The organism is Candidatus Magnetominusculus xianensis, from assembly GCA_001541255.1.
GTDB lineage: Bacteria > Nitrospirota > Thermodesulfovibrionia > Thermodesulfovibrionales > Magnetobacteriaceae > Magnetominusculus > Magnetominusculus xianensis.
In genome coordinates, this window is the sequence record LNQR01000032.1 from 60301 (window position 1) to 82920 (window position 22620).

At 46.9% G+C, this 22620-nt stretch carries 18 protein-coding genes; 1 reads left to right on the plus strand and 17 read right to left on the minus strand.

From position 1 onward, the window contains the following. The first annotated feature begins 42 nt into the window (after nucleotides 1-42). Complete coding sequence (gene leuS, locus ASN18_RS04650) at nucleotides 43-2580, plus strand: leucine--tRNA ligase (protein WP_085051507.1); 2538 nt, start codon at nucleotides 43-45, stop codon at nucleotides 2578-2580. A gap of 98 nt (nucleotides 2581-2678) precedes the next feature. On the opposite strand, the gene ASN18_RS04655 is transcribed toward leuS, so the two are convergent. The 17 genes from ASN18_RS04655 to ASN18_RS04735 form a co-directional block, all read right to left on the minus strand. Continuing rightward, nucleotides 2679-3500: a carbonic anhydrase gene (locus ASN18_RS04655; protein ID WP_085051509.1), complete on the minus strand. Its 822-nt coding sequence runs from the start codon at nucleotides 3498-3500 to the stop codon at nucleotides 2679-2681. 106 nt (nucleotides 3501-3606) lie between these two features. Beyond that, a complete protein-coding gene (locus tag ASN18_RS04660; RefSeq protein ID WP_085051511.1) occupies nucleotides 3607-5277 on the minus strand; it encodes a methyl-accepting chemotaxis protein in 1671 nt (556 codons plus the stop codon). Between the two features lie 79 nt (nucleotides 5278-5356). Next, nucleotides 5357-6289, minus strand: a complete 933-nt coding sequence (locus ASN18_RS04665; protein WP_085051513.1) for a PfkB family carbohydrate kinase — start codon at nucleotides 6287-6289, stop codon at nucleotides 5357-5359. Between the two features lie 46 nt (nucleotides 6290-6335). Continuing rightward, complete coding sequence (locus ASN18_RS04670) at nucleotides 6336-6698, minus strand: DUF5615 family PIN-like protein (protein WP_085051545.1); 363 nt, start codon at nucleotides 6696-6698, stop codon at nucleotides 6336-6338. A gap of 4 nt (nucleotides 6699-6702) precedes the next feature. Beyond that, nucleotides 6703-6927: a DUF433 domain-containing protein gene (locus ASN18_RS04675; RefSeq protein ID WP_085051515.1), complete on the minus strand. Its 225-nt coding sequence runs from the start codon at nucleotides 6925-6927 to the stop codon at nucleotides 6703-6705. 28 nt (nucleotides 6928-6955) lie between these two features. After that, entirely contained in the window at nucleotides 6956-7873 is a 918-nt protein-coding gene (locus ASN18_RS04680; RefSeq protein WP_236861517.1) for a lysophospholipid acyltransferase family protein, read from the minus strand. Nucleotides 7874-7964: 91 nt separating this feature from the next. Then, a complete protein-coding gene (locus ASN18_RS04685; protein WP_085051519.1) occupies nucleotides 7965-9290 on the minus strand; it encodes a GGDEF domain-containing response regulator in 1326 nt (441 codons plus the stop codon). Then, complete coding sequence (locus ASN18_RS04690; protein ID WP_085051521.1) at nucleotides 9287-9787, minus strand: response regulator; 501 nt, start codon at nucleotides 9785-9787, stop codon at nucleotides 9287-9289. The genes ASN18_RS04685 and ASN18_RS04690 overlap by 4 nt, the downstream gene beginning before the upstream one ends. After that, nucleotides 9784-13365 carry a PAS domain S-box protein gene (locus ASN18_RS04695; RefSeq protein ID WP_085051523.1) on the minus strand — a complete coding sequence of 1194 codons (3582 nt, stop codon included), beginning with the start codon at nucleotides 13363-13365 and terminating at the stop codon, nucleotides 9784-9786. The genes ASN18_RS04690 and ASN18_RS04695 overlap by 4 nt, the downstream gene beginning before the upstream one ends. A gap of 38 nt (nucleotides 13366-13403) precedes the next feature. Continuing rightward, a complete protein-coding gene (locus tag ASN18_RS04700; protein ID WP_085051525.1) occupies nucleotides 13404-14456 on the minus strand; it encodes a substrate-binding domain-containing protein in 1053 nt (350 codons plus the stop codon). A 216-nt stretch (nucleotides 14457-14672) separates the two neighbouring features. Further along, nucleotides 14673-16301 (minus strand): phosphohexomutase domain-containing protein, encoded by a 1629-nt coding sequence (locus ASN18_RS04705; RefSeq protein ID WP_085051527.1) that lies wholly within the window; start codon nucleotides 16299-16301, stop codon nucleotides 14673-14675. A gap of 315 nt (nucleotides 16302-16616) precedes the next feature. Then, a complete protein-coding gene (mfd, locus tag ASN18_RS04710) occupies nucleotides 16617-19676 on the minus strand; it encodes a transcription-repair coupling factor (RefSeq protein WP_085051529.1) in 3060 nt (1019 codons plus the stop codon). Nucleotides 19677-19768: 92 nt separating this feature from the next. Next, nucleotides 19769-20257 (minus strand): D-glycero-beta-D-manno-heptose 1-phosphate adenylyltransferase, encoded by a 489-nt coding sequence (gene rfaE2 / locus ASN18_RS04715; protein WP_085051531.1) that lies wholly within the window; start codon nucleotides 20255-20257, stop codon nucleotides 19769-19771. Continuing rightward, nucleotides 20254-20661: a YidH family protein gene (locus ASN18_RS04720; RefSeq protein WP_236861518.1), complete on the minus strand. Its 408-nt coding sequence runs from the start codon at nucleotides 20659-20661 to the stop codon at nucleotides 20254-20256. The genes rfaE2 and ASN18_RS04720 overlap by 4 nt, the downstream gene beginning before the upstream one ends. Nucleotides 20662-20666: 5 nt before the next feature. Further along, on the minus strand, nucleotides 20667-21119 hold the full coding sequence (locus tag ASN18_RS04725; RefSeq protein WP_236861519.1) for a YidH family protein: 453 nt from the start codon (nucleotides 21117-21119) through the stop codon (nucleotides 20667-20669). Beyond that, entirely contained in the window at nucleotides 21094-21510 is a 417-nt protein-coding gene (locus ASN18_RS04730; protein WP_085051535.1) for a hypothetical protein, read from the minus strand. Before ASN18_RS04730 ends, ASN18_RS04725 begins: the two co-directional genes overlap by 26 nt. A 116-nt stretch (nucleotides 21511-21626) precedes the next feature. Continuing rightward, the gene (locus ASN18_RS04735) at nucleotides 21627-22478 is read right to left on the minus strand and encodes an HDOD domain-containing protein (RefSeq protein ID WP_236861520.1); all 852 of its coding nucleotides are present in this window, start codon (nucleotides 22476-22478) and stop codon (nucleotides 21627-21629) included. Nucleotides 22479-22620: the final 142 nt, after the last annotated feature.

Sequence of the window (22620 nt, forward strand, 5' to 3'; positions counted from 1 at the left end):
GCGGTTGTTTAATATATGGATGATTTTAGAGGAGGCCATATTTTGGAAGAGAAATATAACCCTATTGCAATAGAGAAGAAGTGGCAGGAACTCTGGCATGAGACCGGCGTGGACTCAATCGTCAGGGATGACTCTAAAAAAAAATTCTACTGCCTTGAGATGTTCCCCTATCCCTCTGGAAAGATTCACATGGGGCATATCAGAAACTATGTCATCGGGGACGTAATCACGCGCTACAAGAGGATGAGGGGTTTTAACGTACTCCACCCGATGGGCTGGGACGCCTTTGGGCTGCCTGCCGAAAATGCCGCCATACTGCACGGCACACCCGCCTCAAAGTGGACGCTTGATAATATTGACTACATGAAAAAACAAATTGGCAAGATTGGATGCAGCTACGACTGGTCTCGTGAGCTGACCACGTGTACGCCGCAATATTATAAGTGGAACCAGTGGTTCTTTATTAAAATGCTTGAACGCGGCCTTGCATATAAGAAAAACTCATCGGTAAACTGGTGCGGGCAATGCAGCACCGTCCTTGCAAACGAACAGGTTATCGAGGACAAGTGCTGGCGCTGTGACAGCGTCGTATCCAAAAAGGAACTTGAGCAGTGGTTTTTTAAGATAACCGCCTACGCCGAGGAACTGCTTGCCGGGTGCGATACACTAACAGGCTGGCCTGACCATGTGGTTGCGATGCAGAAAAACTGGATAGGCAAGAGCCTTGGGGCAGAGCTGGACTTCCCCGTTGAGAACTCTGATATAAAGATAAGGATATTCACAACACGCCCTGATACCCTGTTCGGTGCCACATTTGTTTGTCTCTCACCGGCACACCCGCTTGCCGCATTTCTTACAGAGGATCAGGAGGGATTGAGGCGCATAAGGACAGAGTACGATAAGCAGGACGCCGCCACAGCGCAAACCACGCTTGGTATGTTCACGGGTAAATACGCTGTAAATCCGATCAACGGCGAGCGCATCCCTATATATGTTGCCACCTTCGTGCTGATGGAATACGGCACGGGCGCTATAATGTCCGTCCCCGCACACGACAGCAGGGATTTCGAGTTTGCAACGGCACATAATCTAACAATCAAACAGGTAATAGCCCCCCCCGAAGCCGTCAGTGAACTCAAGCCGCTTGCTGAGGCATATGAGGGCGAAGGCATACTCATAGAATCAGGAGATTTCACCGGCCTCCCAAACAAAGAGGCCATTGTAAGGATAAACGAGTACATAGAGAACAAAGGAATCGGCACAGCCTCTGTCAAGTATAAACTGCGTGACTGGGGTATATCGAGGCAGCGCTACTGGGGTACGCCAATCCCTGTTGTATACTGTGAAAACTGCGGCGCTCTGCCCGTACCGTTGGACGAACTACCGGTAATTCTGCCCGAAAACATAGAGCTAAAGGGTATGGGCGGCTCCCCGCTTGCAGCGGTTGAGGGCTTCGTTGCGGCAAAGTGCCCGAAATGCAATGGCCCAGCCAGGCGCGACACCGACACAATGGACACGTTTGTGGATTCGTCATGGTACTTCATTCGCTACTGCTCAAAGATGAACGAAGATGCACTCGACAAACCAAACATAGAGCATTTTATGCCTGTTGACCAGTACATAGGCGGTGTTGAACACGCCGTGCTTCACCTGCTCTACTCAAGATTCTTCACGCGCGTACTCAGAGACTTAGGGATTGTTGCGGTTGAGGAACCATTCACGAGGCTCTTGACGCAGGGGATGGTCTGCAAGGAGACACTGAAGTGTCCTGAGCACGGGTGGCTCTTCCCAGAAGAGGCAAAAGGCGGCAAGTGCAGCCAATGTAATGGGAGCGTTGAGCGCGGCAGGGTTGAAAAGATGTCGAAATCAAAGAAAAACGTCGTCACCCCTGATGAACTTACAGAGCGGTACGGGGCAGATACGGCGCGGGTGTTTTCACTGTTTGCAGCCCCGCCGGAAAAAGACATAGACTGGTCAGACCAGGGCGTAGAAGGGGCATACCGCTTTTTAAACCGCCTCTGGACGCTGATTTATTCAAACATCGAACAATTAAAAACGCACAGGCAAAAGACACACACAACCGGCCCGTTAATCAGAAAGACCCATCAGACCATTAACAAGGTCACTCAATCAGTCGAACGTGACTATCACTTTAACACGGCAATAGCGGCGCTGATGGAACTGCTGAACGAGGCGAATTCGTTTAGGCCATCAAAAGACGAAGACTATGCATCGCTTTATTTTGCAGTGCGCTCTATGCTGCTGTTACTAAGCCCGTTTGCGCCTCACATATGTGAAGAGCTGTGGCAAGGCATAGGCGAGAAAGGCTCCATACTGCTGCACTCATGGCCGGAATGGGACGAGGAGGCTGCAAAAGAAGAGGAAATAGAGCTGGTCATACAAATCAACGGCAAGGTCAGGGCAAAAGAGAAGGTCTCCGCCTCGCTTGATGACGACAATATCAGGGAATTTGCGCTGAAAAATATAAAAGTAATGGAGCTTCTTGCGGCTGGGAAACAACCCAGACAAAAGATTCTCGTAAAAAGACCCGGCTCCTGTATTGTGAACATAGTGTTTTAAGTAAATTATAATTAAACTCACATTGCAAACACTCTGATTAAGCAGAAGCGCTGTCCCGGTGAGTGCCGTGTCCTAAGCTCACGGCACTCACATGAGTTTTATTTAGATTCTTGCAGCTGCCTGTCGTTTATTGGTTGAACCGGCCTTGCGTTTTTACCAATAACAGATTTAAACTTGTCTATCTGAGATTTCGACACTTCTATCGTACCCTTGGCAACATTCCAACTGACGCCTTCACTGCACGGAGGCGTCGTCAATGAGCCGGTATAAACAATAATATTGTCCATTTTGGGCAGAAGGGCAGAGGCATTAACATTTATACATGGCAAGGACTTTTCCTCGTTGACCTTCTCCGGCAGATTCTCCCATAGTGTCTTTATCGTGGCATTTTCCTTTCCCTCGGTCATGAATATACCCAATACTGCAAGCTCTCCTAGATCATTTCTATGTACCAAATGCAGTTCCATAGGATAATCTTTGCCGGTGACGGTGTGTTCGCTTGGATGGTGAAAGTGAAACTGCACCAGTTGGTAAGTCTTTCCGTATATGGTGATGGTACTGCCAGGGGCATAGTTAACCTGTATCGTGTGTCCATTGTTTATCATCTTTAATGGGACAGCCTTATAATTAACCCTGAAGGGTATCTTCATATCGGCCTTTTTCATGTCTTTAATGTCAACTGGAGACTGGTGTTTGCCAACCTTACATACTGCGTACTCAGATGTTAAGTCCCCCCATTTTATAGGTCCGCTGTCTCCTTCATATGTCCAGTGTGTCTTATGTTCGCTCTTAGCGCGTCCAGTTTCCTTATCCTCTCCGGCATAACCATTTCCCGTATAAGCAAGCAATGCTACAATTAAAACACATACATTAAGCCCATCGGTTCTCAGGTTAAATCTGTTTTTCCTCTCATCTGCCATTTGTGCCCCCTCCATTTGCTTTGTGTTATTAATGAGAATCCCACTATTTTGCTGACCTTGCCACGTTTGTCCTGTTAAGCAACGCCCTCCATTTCACACATCCCTTTTAATACTTCTCAAATTCGCTGTCATCAGAGTGGTCTTTACTATCTTCTAATTGAATCGTTTTTCCTTTGGCAGGGGCTGGTGATTTTGGTCTTTGCGTGGCAGCCGCGTGCGCTATTGCCATGGGTTTATGTTTGGCCTTCGTCTGAACTCTGGCTGCACCTTCGGTGCCAGTCTTAAAGAATGCAATTGTGCTTTGCAGTTGATCAGACTGTGACGCTAATTCCTGAGACGTGGAGGCCATCTCCTCGGCGGCTGATGCGTTTTGTTGTATGACCTGGTCTAACTGCTGAATGGCCTTGTTTATCTGTTCAGCTCCGGAGTTTTGCTCATTGCTGGCAGCCGTTATCTCTTGTACCAAATCTGCTGTCTTCCTTATATCTGGTACTAATTTATTGAGCATAGTGCCGGCCTGTTCTGCTATGCTAACGCTTGAGGCTGAGAGTTCACTTATCTCACCAGCGGCCTTTTGGCTTCTCTCTGCAAGTTTTCTCACTTCTGAGGCCACTACCGCAAATCCCTTGCCATGCTCGCCGGCTCTTGCCGCTTCTATTGCTGCATTTAGCGCTAAAAGGTTTGTCTGCCTCGCTATTTCCTCTATAATTGAAATCTTACTGGCTATTTCTTTCATAGCGCTAACGGCTTCTGACACCGCTTTGCCACTGTCAAGCGCGTCTTTTGCCGCTGTTGTTGATATTGCCTCTGTCTGTCTTGAGTTGTCTGTGGTTTGCTTTATGTTCGAGGTCATCTCTTCCATTGAAGATGATGTCTCCTCGATAGAGGCCGCCTGCTGTGTCGCACCTTCTGAGAGTTGCTGCGCGCCTGAGGAGAGTTCGCTGCTGCCTGATGCAACGTTATCAACTGCTGTGCGCACACTGGCTACGACCTCTTTTAGTTTTTCAACCATATCGTTTAATGCGTTGGCAAGCTGCCCTACCTCATCTTTTCTATTTAAGTCTATCTTCTTGCTTAGGTCCCCGCCTGCTACGGCCTCGGCAAATGTTACCCCGCGCTTCAGCGGATTGCTTATCGAATTAGAAATTATTATCCCCAGTCCCATAGCTATAATCATACCTATTACCGTTATAGTGATAATGAGACCCGTAACCTTATCGGTAAGCGCTGTGTTTGAATCCGAGGTCTCTTTAGCCACCTTTAATTTTGTTTCCTGCAAGGTGTTTATAGCCTCCTGCTCTTCCATCGCTGCCTTTTTCCCCGCTCCCTTGATAAGGACTTGTGCCTCCTCTTGTTTATCAGCCAATAATAACTCTGTCACCTTGGTTATTACCTCACCGTAGGCATGTCTTGTCTCAAGGAAATGTTTATATGCCTCACGGCCTTTATCCGTGATTATCGTTTTTTCATACTCAGTTGAAAGTTTATCTATGTCTTCCCTTAACTTTTTAATAGTATCTATGGACTTCTGCATCTCCTCTTTTGTCGCTGCCTCTGCTAAGTCTCTTACATTTACCCGTATCCTCTGAAAATTTGTTGATATATCACCCAAATAGCCTATTGGTACTGTCATCTTTTCATACAAGAAAGTGTCAGCATCGTCTATTTTGTGCAAGTTGATTATCCCAAAGACACCAATACAGGCCGCGATTAAAGATACCAGTAAAAAACTCCCTATTAACTTCGTGCTGATTTTCATGTTATCCAGAAAACTCATTCCTGCCTCCTTAGTTTGATGTTACATTAGTGTGTACGCATTATACATAATCGCGATGAAATAAGCAAGTGTTTTTGCATTATATTTTGTGGAATTCAGCTAGACCATTGATACCCATTAGGGGCATTGCAGACATGAACTCACCGATTTCTGATATACGCGGAATTCCTGCCCTGCCTCCTGTTTTAAGGCATTTCATAGCGGCAGCAGCAGTGGCAAAGCGAATGATTTCTTCGTGCGGCCAGTTATTCAATAAGCCATAGAGACAGCCGCCGTGAAATACATCGCCCGCACCGGTTGTATCAACTGCCCTGATGTCATACGCCGGATGATAAAACGTTCGGTCATCTATCATGGTCAGGCTGCCCTTGCTTCCAAGCGTGACAGAGGCAAACCGAACGCCTGATGCGGTGAGCTGTGAGAGGGTTTTGTTGTGGCTTGACGCGTATTTTTCGCTGAATTTCTCTGAACACACCACATAGTCACACAGCGGGATGAGTTCATGCGTCTTTGAGCGCACTGAGCCAGCGTCCAGCATGACGGGGATACCGAGGGATTTAGCCATCTCTGCCGCATTAATCGAGGCATCTTCCATAAGGCCGTCCAGATGCAGGATATTAGCATCTTTAAGAAACGCCTCAGTAACGGTGCATTCGCCCTTTAAGGAGCGCGACCAGAAGATTGTCCTGCCTGCGGTCTTTTTATTAATTATAATGCAGGCAGTCTGAGAGGAGCCGCCCTTTTCAGTGAGCATGTGAGATATGTCAACGCCCTCGGCGATGAGGCCGTGTTTGATTTTCCCACCTGCCTCGTCATCTCCGACAAGCCCCATGAATCTCGTATTAACTCCAAGGCGGCTCAACGTAACAAGGGCAGTAGCAACAGGGCCGCCGCCTTCAATAATCCACGGCGAGACCTCACACTTTGTGTCCTCCACGGGAAACGTATCCACGAAGGATAAGTAATCAAGGCTGCACTGCCCAAGTCCGGCAGCAAGGCTATATTTATTCATATATTTAATGTCATTAAACTTAACGCAGCGCAGCCGCGGCTACAGTTTAATAATTACTGTTGTGAATACGTGTTAACTTTTCTCCAACAATCCATAAGTGATGCCTAAGATGTTCAAGGTCTATGCGGTGTATGACCTGTTGAAAGACATTTATAATGTGTTGTTTTCCCTGCCTTGCAACTCTCATAATCATTATTCCCGCATATTTTTCTGGCGGATATGCCCTTATGTCAGAAAAATCTTTATCCAGAGTAACCAGGACACGATTTTCATCTTTACAACGTTCTATAAGAAATCTATCTGCCGCACCCGTCATTTGCTGCTCATTTACTGTTATTGCATCATGTCCTGCGTTAATTAGCATTTGAGCTATTTCAACCGGCAAGTTTTCGTCTATCTTAAACTGCATTGTCCTATACAATCACAACAGATCTTTCACTGCATAGTTCAGCCGCATATGCAATTGCCGCCTTTATATCTTCAGCGCTTAATGAAGGGTAGCTTGTTAATATCTCAGATTCGGTTGCTCCTTCTGCCATGTTATCGAGAATTACCGACACCATAACTCGAGTTCCCTTTATACACGCCTTACCGTGGCACACAAGCGGGTCAAATGTTATTCTTTCCGTCCAGTTCATGCCGCCTCCTTTGACGATCTACTGATTATTATAGCACATTGTCAGGCTTAACCACGTCCTTTGCCCACAGGTTTTGTTTTTTGTATGTCTTCCAGCGGTTGTGCATCCAGAGGTATTGGCCGGGGAACTGCTTTATTATCTCTTCCATTACGCGGGCTGTCTCCTGTGTTAATCTGATTATCTCGGCCTTTTCGCTTTCATACCCCGCAGCCGGGAATATGGGGTCGCTTACGTAGCCCGTAAACCCCCCTTCTTTCCTCCTCCTGCAGCAGGCGATTACTACTATGGGGCGTTTATACAATGTTGCAAGCATGGCTGGGATTGGTGTGGCGGTTGCAGTTCTGCCAAAATATTGTATTGACACTCCCTTTGCAGTGCTTTGGTCGGGCAGCATTCCTATGGATTTGCCCTTTCTCAGGGTCTCCTGAAGCGTGAACATGGCGTTGGTCTTTGCTATGAACAACTGGCCGCTTTCCGCGCGGTTGGCATAGATTAGTTTCTCTAAGTATGGGTTATCAAGCGGCCTGACCACAACTACCAGAGGAATCCCGACGGCGGAACTTACATAGGGCAGGAACTCCCAATTCCCGATATGCGGCGTTACAAATATGCACCCACCTGCCTTTTCATGGGCCGCCTTTGCCTTGAGAAACAGGGCCTCAAGCTCCGGGTATGATTCTTTTATCAGTCTAATGTAGTCGTTCGCTCTCAGCAGGGCCTGATATTTTATGCCTTCCATAAATGTTAGAAAAAAAGACGCGGCACTTCTGCCAGCAGTCTCCTGTACTTCTTTCTTTGACATCTGCGGGAAGGCCAGCGTAATGTTCTCAACGGCTATGCGCCTCCTTTTCGGTACGAAGATAAAAAGCAGCAGACCTAAGAATGCAGAGATTGCGTGCATCGCCCGTGTTGGCAGCGCCGCAGTCGCTAAAAAGATTAACCGCACTGCACAGTATTCAATAATCCATCTTATGCGTTTGTACTTTTTCACAATTATTGGGAGGGAAATCGTTTGGATATTTTACCGGTGTATATTATTATGCGATGGTCCGCCGTCCTGCCTTTTTGTGTTCCTTGTCCTTGTACATCAGCGCATCTGCCGCGATTATCAACTCATCCAGCGTGGCTGGTTTTACTGGGTCATATATAGTTATACCTGTACTTAAGGACAGCGTCATGTTGTTTTCCCTGAGGGATAGATTATATGCCTCGATATTTTCGGCAAGACGGGTTTTAATCGTATCCTCTGCCTCATCCGCCATTTCTGTGACGAGGACAATGAACTCATCTCCACCCATTCGCCCAATGATGTCCGACTCCCTGAACGTATCTTTCAACACGTCTGCCGCTGCCTTTATTATTATGTCGCCGTCTTTGTGTCCCCTTGTGTCGTTTATGTGCTTCAGGCCGTCAAGGTCTAAAAACACTATCAGCATTTGTTTGCTATACCGTCCGGCCATTTTAAACTGCTGCTCTGCCAGCGTGTAAAAACCACGACGGTTGTAAAGCCCGGTAAGCTCATCCACGATGGACAGCTTATGCAGCTTTTCCCTTAGTATTGCTATCTCGGTTACGTCAGTTCCGACGCATATGATACTATTTGGGGTGCCGTCGTCTTTATACAGACACGTAGAGTTCCAGTTTATGTATTTATCTGTCTTGCCTTCAATGCTTGTCTTCAGCTCAAGGTTATTTATACTGCACAGTGACAGGATATTGTAGAACTTCTCCAGATTGCGGGAGAAATCCTCATCTCCGCTGCTTTTCTGTGCCTGCGGCAGGAAACAATCCCTCCAGCCCCTGCCGATGAGTTCTTTAGGATTAATGCCAAGTATTCTGGTTGCCGAGTCGTTGAGGAAATCTATTATACCTTCGTTTGACATCTCGCACACGATGGCCGGTAAAAACGCTACTAAAGTCCTGTACCTCAGCTCTGATTCTCTGAGCGCCCGCTCCGCATCCAGGCGCATCGATTGCAGTTCGCCAAGCTTTATCGCGTTCATTATAGAGTGACAGAGCAGTTCAGCCGTAATGCGGGCCTTATTCAGATAATCCTTAGCGCCCTTTTTCATCGCCAAAAGCACTATCTCCTCGTCCCCCTGGCCCGTCAGGAAAATAATCGGCGTGGTGATTCCCTCAAGACGCGCCCTTTCGATTACCTCAAGGCCGTCCGTCTCTCCAAGCATATAGTCCACAATTATTATGTCGAATTTGTCAGTGAGCAGCTTGTCTATCGCATCGGGAACTGTCTGCACATCCACGATCTTCAGAGAAACATTCTTAAACCCTTCCCTTATGTAATCCCTTACAAGGAGAACATCCTCTTCGTCGTCGTCAATGAGCAGTACTCTCATCTCTTTCATCTGTAACCCTTATCTGTTTTTTTTGTGAATATCTTTACGCATTGGCTGTCCGTAGTCATTTTTTCAGGTTTTTCGGGAAGTTCAACTGCATTGAACCAGTATTTTGAGATTATTCCTGCAATTTCTATCAGGCGGTCAAAGCTCTCAGGTTTCCTGACATACGAATTTACGCCAAGGTTATAGCATTGCTGTATGTCCTCTTTTGAAGATGATGTCGTCATTGCTATGATTGGAATAGGTCTCATGGTTACATCTGATTTTATCGCTTGCAGCGTCTCAAGGCCGTCTTTCCTCGGCATGTTCAAGTCAAGCAGTATCAAGTCGGGATGGCCTTTTTTTGACAGATACTCCAGCAGCTTCTCACCATCCTCAACCCATGTAATATTGGCGTTGAGGCCGGTCTCTTTGAACGCGTCTGCTATCAGGATATTGTCGTCTTCGTCATCATCGGCGTGGAGAATTTGAAATTGCTCTAATGCTTTTTCATCTGTTTTCAAGCTATCGTCTCCGTTTTCTCTGTTTCTCTCTTACCCGGCAGCCGCACAGTAAAGGTTGTACCTGCCCCCGGTGCGCTGTTTACGGTCAATAGCCCGCCGTGGCGCTTCACTATTTTATCACAAATTGCTAATCCCATGCCTGTCCCTTCATATTGCCCCCGGCCATGAAGCCGCTGAAATGGTTTAAATATCTTGTCTACATATTTCATATCGAAGCCAATGCCGTTGTCCGTAACTGCGATTTCATAGTATTGCCCGGAACTACCCGAACTATCTGTAAGATTAAGCCTTAGCGTTACCACCGGCACAACACCCTCTGCATGGAACTTTAATCCATTTGCCGTGAGATTCATAAACAACTGGTGCATCTGCATAGGGTCTGCCTCAATAACGGGAAGCGAATCGAACTCCACGCGCCCGCCAGTACGCATAAGGCGCTCCTCAAGGTCTGAGACAATCCCTTGCATAATGGCGTTGAGATCAGTAGGCGTGAATGGTTTTGCGCGGGTCGTTATCCTCGAAAAACTCAGCAGCTCTTCAATAAGGCGCTGCATTCGGCTTGCCGCCCCCTGCATTCTTTGCAGGTAGTCAGCGGCGTCTTCCGTGAGGGATGAGCCGGTCTTGGCTCGCAGTCTGTCTCCGAAGGCTATTATCTTACGCAGCGGCTCCTGAAGGTCGTGCGAGGCAACGATAGCGAAGTCCTGAAGCTCCTGATTGCTGCGCTTCAACTCATCAGAGTATCTTGAAATAGAGTTCTTTATCTCTACGAGTTCAGTTATATCTGTAATAAGGGCAAACGCCCCGTCTGCCCTGGCTGACCTGGCCCCATCGTTTTTTACAGGCGTTGCGTTTACACGCGTGTGCAGGAGCGTTCCGTCATCCGCCTGAAGCGTTACGGTTGCAGCAACCCCTACCCCCTTCCATAACTCACCCAACGCACCGCCAAATGCCCCGGCCTCTGCGTGGTGTACAGTGTTGAGAACGCCTCTGCCGATTATCTTTCTCCTCGTCGTTTTAAGCATATTTATAATTGCATCATTAGCACTGGTTATCTCATATGCGCGGTTAAGCTCAATGAAACCATCTGCCGTGCTGTTTATTATATTATAGTATTTTTCCTCTGTTTTTTTCAGGGCTTCCTCCACGCGTTTATGGGCGGTAGTGTCAATGCACTTACCAGCGATAAACCGCCGTCCCGAAGGGTCTTTAATTGGAAACCTGATTACAAGCCACTGGTGCGGGCCGTCATCATGAGGGAACGTCTCTGCCATATCTATTGTCTTATTTACCGACAGTGCAACGGCGTCGTGTTCGCGCAGGGCATCGGCCAACTTCGCAGGGAAAATGTCCTTGTCTGTCTTTCCTATAACGTCTTTTGCCTCAACGTGGCTTATTTCCCTGAAGTTGTCGTTTACATAGACGTACTTACCTGTCTCGTCTTTCATAAACGCGGCAAGAGGGCTGTTTTTCATAAAACTCATAAACAGGTCTTCAGACATCTTGAGTTTCTCTTCAGTCTGTTTTCTCTGTATGATACCAGCCAGAGTGTCTGCCATTGATTTGAGAAACTCTACCTCTATTTCATTGCTGGTATGGCCTTCCTTGACATATAGGTTAAGCACACCGAGAATCTTATCAGCCCCGGAAAGTATTGGTACGCAATAGTGACCATGAGACGATATGGTTGAATACGTTACGTCGTGAAGGTCGTCCAGTGTGTCTGTAAACATGATTTCCTTCCTCGCCGCCGCCCTGCCGCATATACATTTATTTAATGGCACGTTATGGCAGAGTTCAAGTATCTTATCTGAAAGACCATGCTGTGCCTTCATGTCTAACTGGTTAGTCTCTTCATTAAACAAAAAGATACATCCCTTTGAGTCAATAGAAAGCCACTTGATGGACAAGACCAGGTTAATTATATGCTCAAGCTGACTATCAAGAGGAATCGGCTCAAGGGCAATGTCCAGCACCTGGCTGATTATTCTCTGTATGTCGAGATGACGTTCATTTATCTCCTCAGCGCGCTTACGCTCTGCAACCTCCCCCGACAGTTGTTCGTTGATTGCGGTTAGCGCTGCCGTCCGTTCCCTTACCTTTGCCTCGAGTTCTTCGTGTGCCTGTCTGATGGCCTCCTCATCTTGCTTGCGCTTTGTAATATCTATGACCATTATGATTATTATCTTATCGTCCCCATGGTCCATGCAGCTCATCATAGTTTCCACGGGAAAGACTGTTCCATCTTTTCGTTTTCCACTCATCTCGTGCGTCTTGAATTCCTTTGTCAGGGTAAGCGCCTTCAGTACACGGCTGGGTTCGTCTGTTGTCAAATCAAAAAAGCTCCGGCCTGTCAACTCTTCTGAAGAATAACCGAAGATTGCCTCAGATGCAGGGTTCACAGATACAATCGTTGTATTGATGTCGGTAGTTATAATGCCTGTGGGGACGTTTTCTACTATTGCACGGGTGCGTTTTTCGCTTAAGATCAACTCTTCTGTTTTTTTCATCAGACGGTCTCTGGATGCGGTGATTTCGTCAGCAAGGATTTTATAACGTTTTTCTATTACATACAATTGGTCGCCTTTAAGGTCTTTGGTATCATCAGTCTGGACAAGGCCAAGCTGCTCTTGTGAAAACATGGAAATGTTGGTGCTTAATCTCTCTATACGCCTTGTAATCATAAACATTATCAGCGTAAAAATTGAAACAAGAATGGCTGTTCCGGTTATCCCAACCTTGATTTGAGTACCCGTTATTTCACTTTTCAACCTGCTTAGTTCACTTGTTGAAATCAGGGAGGCAAACATTATTTTTATCTCTGTCTCTCCGTAGTCAAGAAAGGATTTCCCTGTGAAAATATATTTTCCTTTGAGAGATGATACTAACGTGCCCGAAGGCAGTGTATCTGGGTTATTGCTTGCTATTATGACCGGCTCTTTTCCCATAATTAAAGCTAAGGCGGTATCTCTGTTGGCAGCGCCCTCTATTGACAGGAGGAAGTTATCGTCTAATGGGTGGGCCAGCATAAGTGTCGCCAGAGGTTTATCTGTTTCATCTGTAACGGTCTCAGACGCTATTATATATGGCACACCGTCTATCATCGTCATAAATGCCTGAGCACGGCTCATCTGGTTAAGCACTCCTCCCTTGCCTATCAAGGTGGATGGAATCGGCTTCATATCCTCGGTGTATACCTCTCTGGGATTACCTTCGGAGTCAAATAGAGCGGCGTATGTGAAGTCGGCAATAAGCCTGAGCGCGGCAGTGCCAGGCAGCCAGGGCGGGATTTCATCCTGAGTAGTTATCAATTTGTTTTTGCCCCACTTATCACCCTTTACATAATCAACAATTGAATGTTGTTTTGACAACAAGACCGCGGTCTGGTGGAAACCCAGGACGTAAGTATCGAATCTTGCACGGTCTACTACAGAGCGTTTAGCAAGGCGGTCATGCAACTGTGAGTCTAACGCGGTCGATAACCGGCGGGTACTGTAATACCCTAAGCCCGCGCTGGCAATCACGCTGACTACCACCGTGACAATGACCATCTTTAAGGTCAGCGGTATCCTGTTAAACATACAGCCTGTGGATTACCTTAGCTGCGTGCGTGAAATTATCAATTTGGCTCTCCGGTAAGTTCGTCGCCCGTGAATTTCCAGCCAGCCTTGCGTAAAACAGGTGCGGGGATAATTCCGAAACTCTTATCTACCTTGTCCAGATTGGACATTATGTAGTCAAGCAGTTTCTTTGCATTCGGTTTTGCCAGTTTTGGGTCGTCCCACGTGGTGAAATTCATTACCCTGTAGATGCTGTATTTTCCGGCGGCAACAGCAGCATCGTCCTGCGGAGAAACTCCATCGATGGTTAAAAACTTTATCTTATCCTTTGACCCGTAGGTCGCTGCCATCCAGAGGGTTTCGTATCCTATGGAACCCTTAAGCGCCGCTACCTGGGAGAGCATATTGGGGATAGAACCGACTTCCATAGCCCTGGGGCTGAAGAGGTCTTCCTTCCCAAGAATCAGGCACCAGTGCCCCGGCCTCGTCTTACAGTGAAGCCTGACAACAGGTCTTATGTCGGCGTCCGGGCCGGGTGTGCCGCCCGTGGTCTTCAGCTCAGACCATTTGTGAATCTTACCCCTGTATATCTTTCTCAATTCTGCAAGCGAAATATTTGAAACAGGGTTTTCCTTGTTGACGATTATTGCCTTCGAGGAAACCCCCATCGTGTGATACTTAAGGCCGGGCAGACGGTCTGTATCTCCCGGCGGGCAGCACATTGCTGATATATCCACTGTCTTTTTCGAAGCTGCACCGGCAGCAATGCCGCACGTGCCCTCTTCGACAGCAATCTTAAGTCCGTTCTTTTTCTCGAATTCCCTCACCAGCGGCAGTACCGCCGGATATATCTGCTGGTCAAGGGCAAGGGCCAGGTCTGCCCCCTCTGCCCACGATTCATATTTTATCCCCTGCTTTATCCATTCAGGGGACATCTCAAAGACCTTCGCAGGGTCGCTGAAGGGCTGCCCGCGCAAGGGGTCTTTTGCCGCAGCATTAGATTCCGGGGTCTTTGTTTCAGCAGTTGCAGCGTTATACATTACACCCGAAGCAACTAACAACGACAAACATACTGTGCCCAAAAGATAAACCATTACCCTTGCTGCCTTCATATGTTCCTCCTCCCTAACTCTGTCCCTGGTTCATAAAATGCCACTGTATGAATACATACATGGCGTTCCCCCTGTGTAAATCCACAATACGTATATCACAGAATAACACAATAATCGCGTATTTGTCAAACGTGCTTCACGATGCGGCATCGTCATTTCTCAAAAACGCAATACTCGCCCGAAAATATAAAGTATAGCTGTCTCGCGCAGCCCTGCTTATGCCGAGATTGCCGCCTTTGTTATCTCTTCGGCCTTTTTAAACATAATGTCTTTTTCGTCTTCCGAGCGCGTCTCTATATAAAAGCGCACCTTTGGCTCAGTCCCCGAGGGTCTTATCAAGAGCCATGAGTTATCGTCAAATATTACCTTTGTGCCATCTACGGTTATGATGTTTTTTACTGATTTTGACTTGCTGCCGAACGTTACAGAAGAGCCGGGTGTAAGGGTATCTTTTATCTTTGACAGTTTCTCTACGAGGGGTTTACCAACAAGGGCGCGGTCAACTTCCACGCCTGACCTGTCCGGGTAGAAGTACCCAAACTCCTCCTGCACATCTTTAAAATACGCCCCGATTGTCTTTCCGGTTAACATCATCATCTCTATTGCTATGAGCAGACCAAACATCGAGTCCTTCTCAAGCGTATGGTTATAGCCGGAGATGCCGTCGCTCTCCTCAAATGTTATAATTGCTCGTTCTGTTGCTGAGGGAAGCATGAACGGCCTAAAATTTTTAAATCCCACCATTGTCTCTTTGAGCGTGACGCCAAGTTTTTCAGCTATCGCGTTGACAAAGTTGCTTGTGGCCACAGACTTTGCCACGACACCGGAGAGTTTCTTGTGCGTATGAAAAAAATGAAAGGCCAGCGCACCAAATGCATTCATCGGCAGTTCGGTAGTACCATCAGTGAATCTGATTCTATCGCCGTCGGGGTCCATAATAACGCCAAGGGTCAGAGCTGCTTTTGACGCCCTGAGTTCATCAGTTACCATCTGCATATTCTTTGACGATGGCTCAGGGGCAATACCCCCAAACAAATAATCGTTTTCCAGTCTGAGATAGTTTATTTTATCTCCCATATCACCAAGCAGGCGCTGCGGCCTCCCGCGTGTTGAGCCGTGTACGTGGTCAACGCAGATGAACACGTCATTATCAGCAATAAACTTTTTTATCGCATCAAGGTCAATGGTCTTCTTTCTGTTAATGTATTTCTCGTACAGGGCAACGGGGTCTATGGTCTTGTAATTTTCGGCTTTGGCATCGGGGATTATTACCCTGTCAGCCATCATCTTATTGGCAAACTTCTCTATGACCTCCGTTATCTCAGGGCCTGCCGGTCCGCCGTCTGAGGGGTTGAACTTATACCCGGCCCAGCGTGCCGGGTTATGTGAAGGGGTCAGATTGATGGATGCAGCAGCGCCAAGTTCCTCAAGTGCAGAGGAAAACTCAGGCGTTGTGGTCTCACCGGAGTAGTAAGCCGCAATCCCTGCACGATTTAAAAGCCCTATAGCCGTCATAGCAAAGTCCGGCCCTAAGAATCTGTTGTCATGCCCGACGATAACGCCTCTTTTTTGAATCTCTTTTAAATCCTTAACGCCGAGGGCCTCCATGACGGCAGGGTCCTCCTCCCTGAACATAGCAATAATAGCCTCTGTGACTATCTTCATATTGTTAAAGGTATAGTCGAGGCCGATTTCACCACGCCAGCCGGAAGTCCCGAAGACTACGTTTGTCGGGTTGGTGTTTTCCTTTGCGAAACGTTCTATGTCAGAGAGCAGCCCCACGTTTTCCTTTGGATTTGACAATATCTCTTTCCAGCACTCCGAAGCATCCTTGAAAGACGCCATCTATACCTCCGTTATTCACAATATTTTACCGGCTGCGGGCAACGCCCGCTCAATTGCCTGTGCGATTATTAAGTGTCTCATAATAGAACCAACTTGAAGAATGAGGGCTCTGCCCTCAAACTCCCGGCAGGGAACTTGTCCCCTGCACCCCATCTACGGGGCTCTTCGCCCCTTTGAATCTATATTATTATGAGACAGTTAATAACTGCATATTATTGCATCATGAACCAGATATTATTGTATCACGAACCCTGACGATTTATCTATATTCGCTGCGGGGTGTTATGACAAGGCTTTTTGAACTATGCGCTTTTTTTACAAGTCTGCGGCAATTGTCTTAAAAAGACCTATTAAGAGACGCGGGATTTCTTCAATACCGATGTTCTTAAGCATGATCTCAAAACCAAGCGGCAGGAAATGGAGCTTATGTCCATATTTCTTATGTTCAGACGCCATGCGGGCAAGCACATCTGTACCTTCTTCAAAAAACTGCACCTGTACCTTGCCGGTTAGCCGCTTTACAGAGGCCGCCCTTATTTTCTTGCAGAGTATCTTAACTCGCATCAGATTGAAAAGCGCCTCTGCCGGGGCTGGCAGCTTACCAAACCTGTCTATGATTTCGTCTTCGAGGTCGAAGATATCTGCCTCCTCTTTAGCCAGGGCAAGGCGCCGGTAGAAATTCAACCGAACCGAGACCTCATCGACATAGCCCTCCGGTATATGGGCCTCTATTTTCAGCTCTATCACCGGCTCTTTCTCCTTCTCTATGGGTATTCCCTTAAGCCGTGATATTTCCTCCTCAAGCATCTCCATGTATGTATCAAATCCAAGCGCATGAATATGCCCGGACTGCTCTGCCCCCAGCATGTTACCGGCACCGCGAATCTCCATGTCCTTCAGGGCAAGCCTCAGACCCGCGCCCAGATAACTAAGCTCCTGTATGGCGGTCAGGCGTTTTTTTGCGTCCGCTGATATCAGGTCCTCACCGGGTATAAAAAAATACGCATATGCCTTGACATTACTCCTGCCCACACGCCCGCGCAACTGGTACAAATCGGCAAGCCCCATTGTGTCAGCCCTGTTTACGATTATCGTGTTGGCCGTTGGGATGTCTATGCCTGAGCCGATTATGGCAGTAGAGACAAGGATGTCTATTTTCTTTTTTATGAAGTCCAGCATAATCTCCTCAAGCTCGGAGTTGTTCATCTGACCGTGCCCAACGGCAACCCTCTTGTCCTTGACCAGCCCCTTGACCATTGCCGCTATCTTGTCTATGTCTTTAATCCGGTTGTGGACGAAAAAGACCTGCCCCCCACGCTGAAGTTCCCTATGGAGGGCCTCTTTGATGATTTGCTGGTCAAAAACAGAGATGTTTGTGCGAACAGACTGTCTTAGCTCAGGGGCTGTCTCTATTGCACTCATCTTCCAGATGCCGGACAGGGACATCTGAAGCGTCCGAGGAATCGGCGTGGCGCTGAGCGTAAGGCAGTGTACCCCCGTTTTCAGCTCCTTTATCCTCTCCTTTTGGGCAACCCCAAACCGGTGTTCCTCGTCTATGATTAATAGTCCAAGGGCCGGTATGTCTAAATTCTTCCTCAAGAGTGACTGAGTCCCGATGATTATGTCTATTTCACCCTTTGCCAGCTTCTTTAGCGTCTCATCTGCCTTCGATTTCATTTTAAACCGGCTGATGTAATCCACTTTTACCGGAAACGGGGAAAAGCGCTCTTTGAAATTCAAATAGTGCTGTTCACACAGTATTGTCGTCGGCACAAGGACTGCTACCTGTCTGCCGTCAAAGACGGCTTTAAAGGCCGCCCGCATGGCTACCTCGGTCTTGCCATATCCTACGTCGCCGCAGAGGAGCCTGTCCATGGGCTTGTCTGACTCCATGTCCTTTTTAATTTCCACTGCCGCAGAGATTTGATCGGGTGTTGGTTCATATGGGAAGAAATCGTCGAATTCGGCATGAAGCGGGCCGTCAGGACTGAGGGCGAATCCCTTTGCAACCTCACGCTCTGCGTAATGTGCTATGAGTTTTTCTGCCAGTATCTCTATTCTTTTTTTGGCCCTGCCCTTTGCGCGCTGCCATGTCTTGCCGCCTAATTTATCCAGACGCGGCAGCACTCCCTCCTCTGCCCAGTACTTCTTAATCAGATTTATACTGCCGACTGGCACATAGAGGCGTGCGTCGTCGGCATACCTGATTATCAGCATATCATAGACAAAGTTGTCCGCCTGCTCCTGGCGCAGCCCCTCGAATATACCGATGCCGTGATCAAAGTGAACGATATAGTCGCCGGGCTTTAACTCCTCAAGTATCTTAAATATATTTGACATCCCGGGCTTCTTCTGAGTCCTGTGGCGCTGCACCTCTCCAAAAATCTCAGTCTCTGTCAGGACTATAAGCCCGTCTATATATAATCCTTCGTTTAGCATACCTACTGTGATAAATATATTGCCTTCATAAGTGGCTGCGTCTTCTTTTTTTATCACAGGAACCGGCATGTTTGATTCAATGAATATATCCTTAAGCCTCTCGCCCTGCGCCTTTGTCGCCGAGACTATCATCACACGGCAGCCATTGAGCAAACCGCTCACAGCCTGTGGAATTTCGGAAACCGATGTGCGCTCCTCCAGTAACACCCCAAGTCCGCTTAATGACAGGCTGCGGGCGTCAACACCCGTGGTGTCAAACGTGGTATCAGAAAGCACTGTTACCGGTGGCGCCGCTGGTAACGTCTTCAAAAACGCCTTCCCCTCTGCCGCCGACTCTGCAAAAATAAACACGCGTGATACGTCAAATAATTCAATAAGAGAGCTTTGGCTGTCAATTGGACCGGCAGCGAATATTAGAGGAAATATGGAAATCTCATCAAGTGTCTTCGTAGTCCTCTGTGTCTCTACAGAAAACTCCCTTATTGAGTCAACCTCATCACCAAAGAACTCTATCCTGACGGGATTGTCCTTTGATACGGGGTAAAAGTCCAAGATATAGTTTCTTAGACTGCACTCGCCCTTGTCAATAACCAGGGCAGTCTGTTTATAGCCGAAGGACAGGAGTTTTTTGAGTGAATCCTCCCTTGATTTCTCATCACCCTTTTTGATTAAAAAATAATCGAGCTGTGAGATATTTAACGGCGTTGTAATGGTCTTAATGGAGGCCATTGCCGATGCGCCCTTGTCGGTTGTGGCGAGGATTTCCACAAGCGCCCCCGTAGAGGCGGAATCGTCAGGGGCGGGAAGCCGGAGAATCGGTTTAGCCCCGGTTATTGCCGCAAAGAAGTCATAACTTTCAGATAGTGAATTGAAATCGTCGTCTGAGTTTGTTATAAGCAGGAAGCTCTCCCTGTGCTGAGTTAATAACAGCGGCAACAGGCTGCCCTTGAGATTATATATCCTCTCATGTATTGGTGGGGGACTCAGGCATGGACTGAGATGCTCTTTGATTGTACTTAGTATGTTTTTCAGCTATATGCTTCCAGTATCTTGTTAATAATCCCTGTTGTTGACATCCCCGCGACATATGGCAGACTGTACACATCCGGCACGATTGACGACCCTACGATGTCTTCTTTTCTCCAGTCTCCGCCCTTCACAAGGATATCCGGCCTCAGCGCCGATATTACCTCAATCGGTGTATCCTCGTCAAATATCAAAACGTAATCCACAGCCGCAAGGGCAGACAACACAAGCGCCCTCTCTGCCTGCGTGACAATCGGTCTGCGGGGCTTTAGTCTTCTGACAGAATCGTCTGAGTTCACGGCAACTATAAGCATATCACCAAGCGCCCTTGCCTCTTGCAGGTACTGGACATGTCCAGCGTGGATTATGTCAAAGCACCCGTTGGTAAAAACTAACTTCTTCCCCTTATTATTCACACTATTATTAACACTGGCACGAAATTCTGCGATGATTCTAACCAGCTCATTAAGGGGGTGAATCTTATTTGTCATATCCCTGATTGTATTAAATGAAGTGTAAACAACACGGCAATAATTATTATGGCAATCGTCATCAGGATATCTAATGCGATGGAACGAAGGTAGACTTCACCATTGATCTGCTTTTCAGTGTTCATGTATTTAACAAACGCCAGCATAGCAATCACCGTCCCTATGGCTATCAGGAATATGCCGGTGTGTGATGAGTAATGTTCCATGCCTTCGACTTTTTCGCGTTTTCCGCCAGCAGCAGTTAGTATCTCTGTGAATTTCATCATAAACAAGCCGAATTTCTCCACGACAAAGCCGAAGGCCATTATCGCGATAGTTGTACGAATCCATGCGAGAAATGTCCTCTCGTTTGCCATGTGTGCCTGTGCACGGGGATATTCATTAGTCTTTTCTTTCAATTTCACAAAACCTATAACAGCCTTCCAAGATTCAACAGAAATAAATATCCTGTTAAGATAACAAAAAACGTTATCATTATGCCAGATATATGCGTTGAGGTGTATATTTTATTTTCCATCTGTTTCAATCTTATCAGATATTGAACAAAACCAAGTAATCCTACGGCTGCCCCAATTAACATTATTGCAATCCCCTCACGTTGAGAATAGATGCCTCTGTTGCATTTGTATGCAATTTCAGCAAAAACGGTAGGATAGACACTGACAAGACCCTCTATGAATATGCCAAATTTCTCAACACCCAGACCAAATGCCAACAGTGATACGCTGGTTCTTAGCCATGAGAGAAAATTCCTGTCAAGCGCTGCGAACTCCCTTTCTGAGTGAAGCCGCTTTTCCGATATTCCAAACATTATTGCAACGCTGACCGTAATATTTTTAAGGATAAATAAATGGGCTGTCACGCAGTATTGCATCAAGTTTCAAAGGTGTACCGGTAAACAGAAACATAGCAGTCCCTTTCTCCGTTATAGTCTGACCGGAGTGCTTCCACGTCCCATCCCATGCTGATAGTACCACAATAGAATCGTCTTTGATGTCAACCCAGCGGGGAGATAAATTCAGCTCAACTGAATCAAATTTTTTCATATTAGAGGCTATTACCTTAAAGCCTTCGGGCGTAATAGCTGACCTAAGCCCTTCAGCGTCTTTTTTGATATAATAATCTTTTATTTTCTGAAGTTTTTCAACAGCAACCCTTGCCTTCATAGACTCAGCGGGCTGAACCTTGACCTCTTTCTTGCCACACGAGGTTATAACAAACAGGAGTAAAATCACTAAGACCGCCTTTTTCATAAACAACTATGCCTCCTTAAGACTAATGCCAAGACTAATACAACAACCCGCCGCTGCTGCCGATAACGATTAACCAGCATATTTGTCAACTGCAAACATAATATCTAAGAATCCCACTATCTGCTTCGTACTTGCAAAAAGACCTTTGCCTCTTCTACCTTCTCCGGCAGGCACGTCAGTATCGCTGCCTCGTCTGCTTTGCGAAGCTTGAGTCTGGCCCAGTCCTGTTCGTCCGGCATCGGTACAGCAGATGAGCCGATGTCATCGCCAAACCCATTCGTCTTACAGTACAGATTTGAAATATATACGGAGGCTGGCAAAAAAGACGTCTCATCTTTGACATTCTTTTCGTGGTGTAAACGAATCGACGCAACAAGGTCAGGCGGAAGAGCCCACTTCTCGGCTATGAGTGCGCCTACTTCCGCATGGTCCATTGAAAACACCAGCTTCTCCTTATGATTCAAGCTGTCAGCAGGCCCAATCTTCTTCACCATAGACAGATAATCCCGTGGAAAATGTTTTATAAAAAATATCTTACCAATGTCATGAATCAGCCCGGCGATAAAATATTCCTCCCGCTTGACCGGGTCCTTAACAATCTTCTGTGCAATCAACTTCGAGGAAATCGCACAGGCCAGACTGTGCTGCCAAAACTTATCTACATTAAACAATGCGCCCTTGGCAGGATTAAACGAAGATAGAACCTCGGCGCTTAGTGCAAGATTTTTTATCGTATTCATACCCAATAAGATGATAGCCCTGTTTATGGAGGTAACCTCCTGAGGCATCCCGAAATATGAGGAATTTATAAGGTTCAGCACCTTTACCGTAAGGGCAGGGTCGAGTTTAATCGCCTGAACGAGGTCAACGGCTGAGGACATGTCGTTGCTGGTCAACTGCACAATCTTCGCTATAGTTGGAGAAAGCGCCGGGACTTTCTCAATGTATGATAATATTACTTTCTTCATGTCAATCAATAATAACATATATCAATAAAAAATATATAGTGTTTATTAGGGACCCAAGCTCCGACATAGGAATTTGCACCTATCGCTATAAAGGGTTTTTGAGAGCATTATTTGTCATTTATAGTATTATCAACCCATGATT

Coding starts and splice junctions, on each gene's coding strand:
- ASN18_RS04655 (WP_085051509.1), bottom strand. CDS start 3,500: ATGGCAGATGAGAGGAAAAACAGATTTAACCTGAGAACCGATGGGCTT.
- ASN18_RS04660 (WP_085051511.1), bottom strand. CDS start 5,277: ATGAGTTTTCTGGATAACATGAAAATCAGCACGAAGTTAATAGGGAGT.
- ASN18_RS04665 (WP_085051513.1), bottom strand. CDS start 6,289: ATGAATAAATATAGCCTTGCTGCCGGACTTGGGCAGTGCAGCCTTGAT.
- ASN18_RS04670 (WP_085051545.1), bottom strand. CDS start 6,698: ATGCAGTTTAAGATAGACGAAAACTTGCCGGTTGAAATAGCTCAAATG.
- ASN18_RS04675 (WP_085051515.1), bottom strand. CDS start 6,927: ATGAACTGGACGGAAAGAATAACATTTGACCCGCTTGTGTGCCACGGT.
- ASN18_RS04685 (WP_085051519.1), bottom strand. CDS start 9,290: ATGAAAGAGATGAGAGTACTGCTCATTGACGACGACGAAGAGGATGTT.
- ASN18_RS04695 (WP_085051523.1), bottom strand. CDS start 13,365: ATGTTTAACAGGATACCGCTGACCTTAAAGATGGTCATTGTCACGGTG.
- ASN18_RS04700 (WP_085051525.1), bottom strand. CDS start 14,456: ATGAAGGCAGCAAGGGTAATGGTTTATCTTTTGGGCACAGTATGTTTG.
- ASN18_RS04705 (WP_085051527.1), bottom strand. CDS start 16,301: ATGGCGTCTTTCAAGGATGCTTCGGAGTGCTGGAAAGAGATATTGTCA.
- rfaE2 (WP_085051531.1), bottom strand. CDS start 20,257: ATGACAAATAAGATTCACCCCCTTAATGAGCTGGTTAGAATCATCGCA.
- ASN18_RS04730 (WP_085051535.1), bottom strand. CDS start 21,510: ATGAAAAAGGCGGTCTTAGTGATTTTACTCCTGTTTGTTATAACCTCG.
- ASN18_RS04735 (WP_236861520.1), bottom strand. CDS start 22,478: ATGAAGAAAGTAATATTATCATACATTGAGAAAGTCCCGGCGCTTTCT.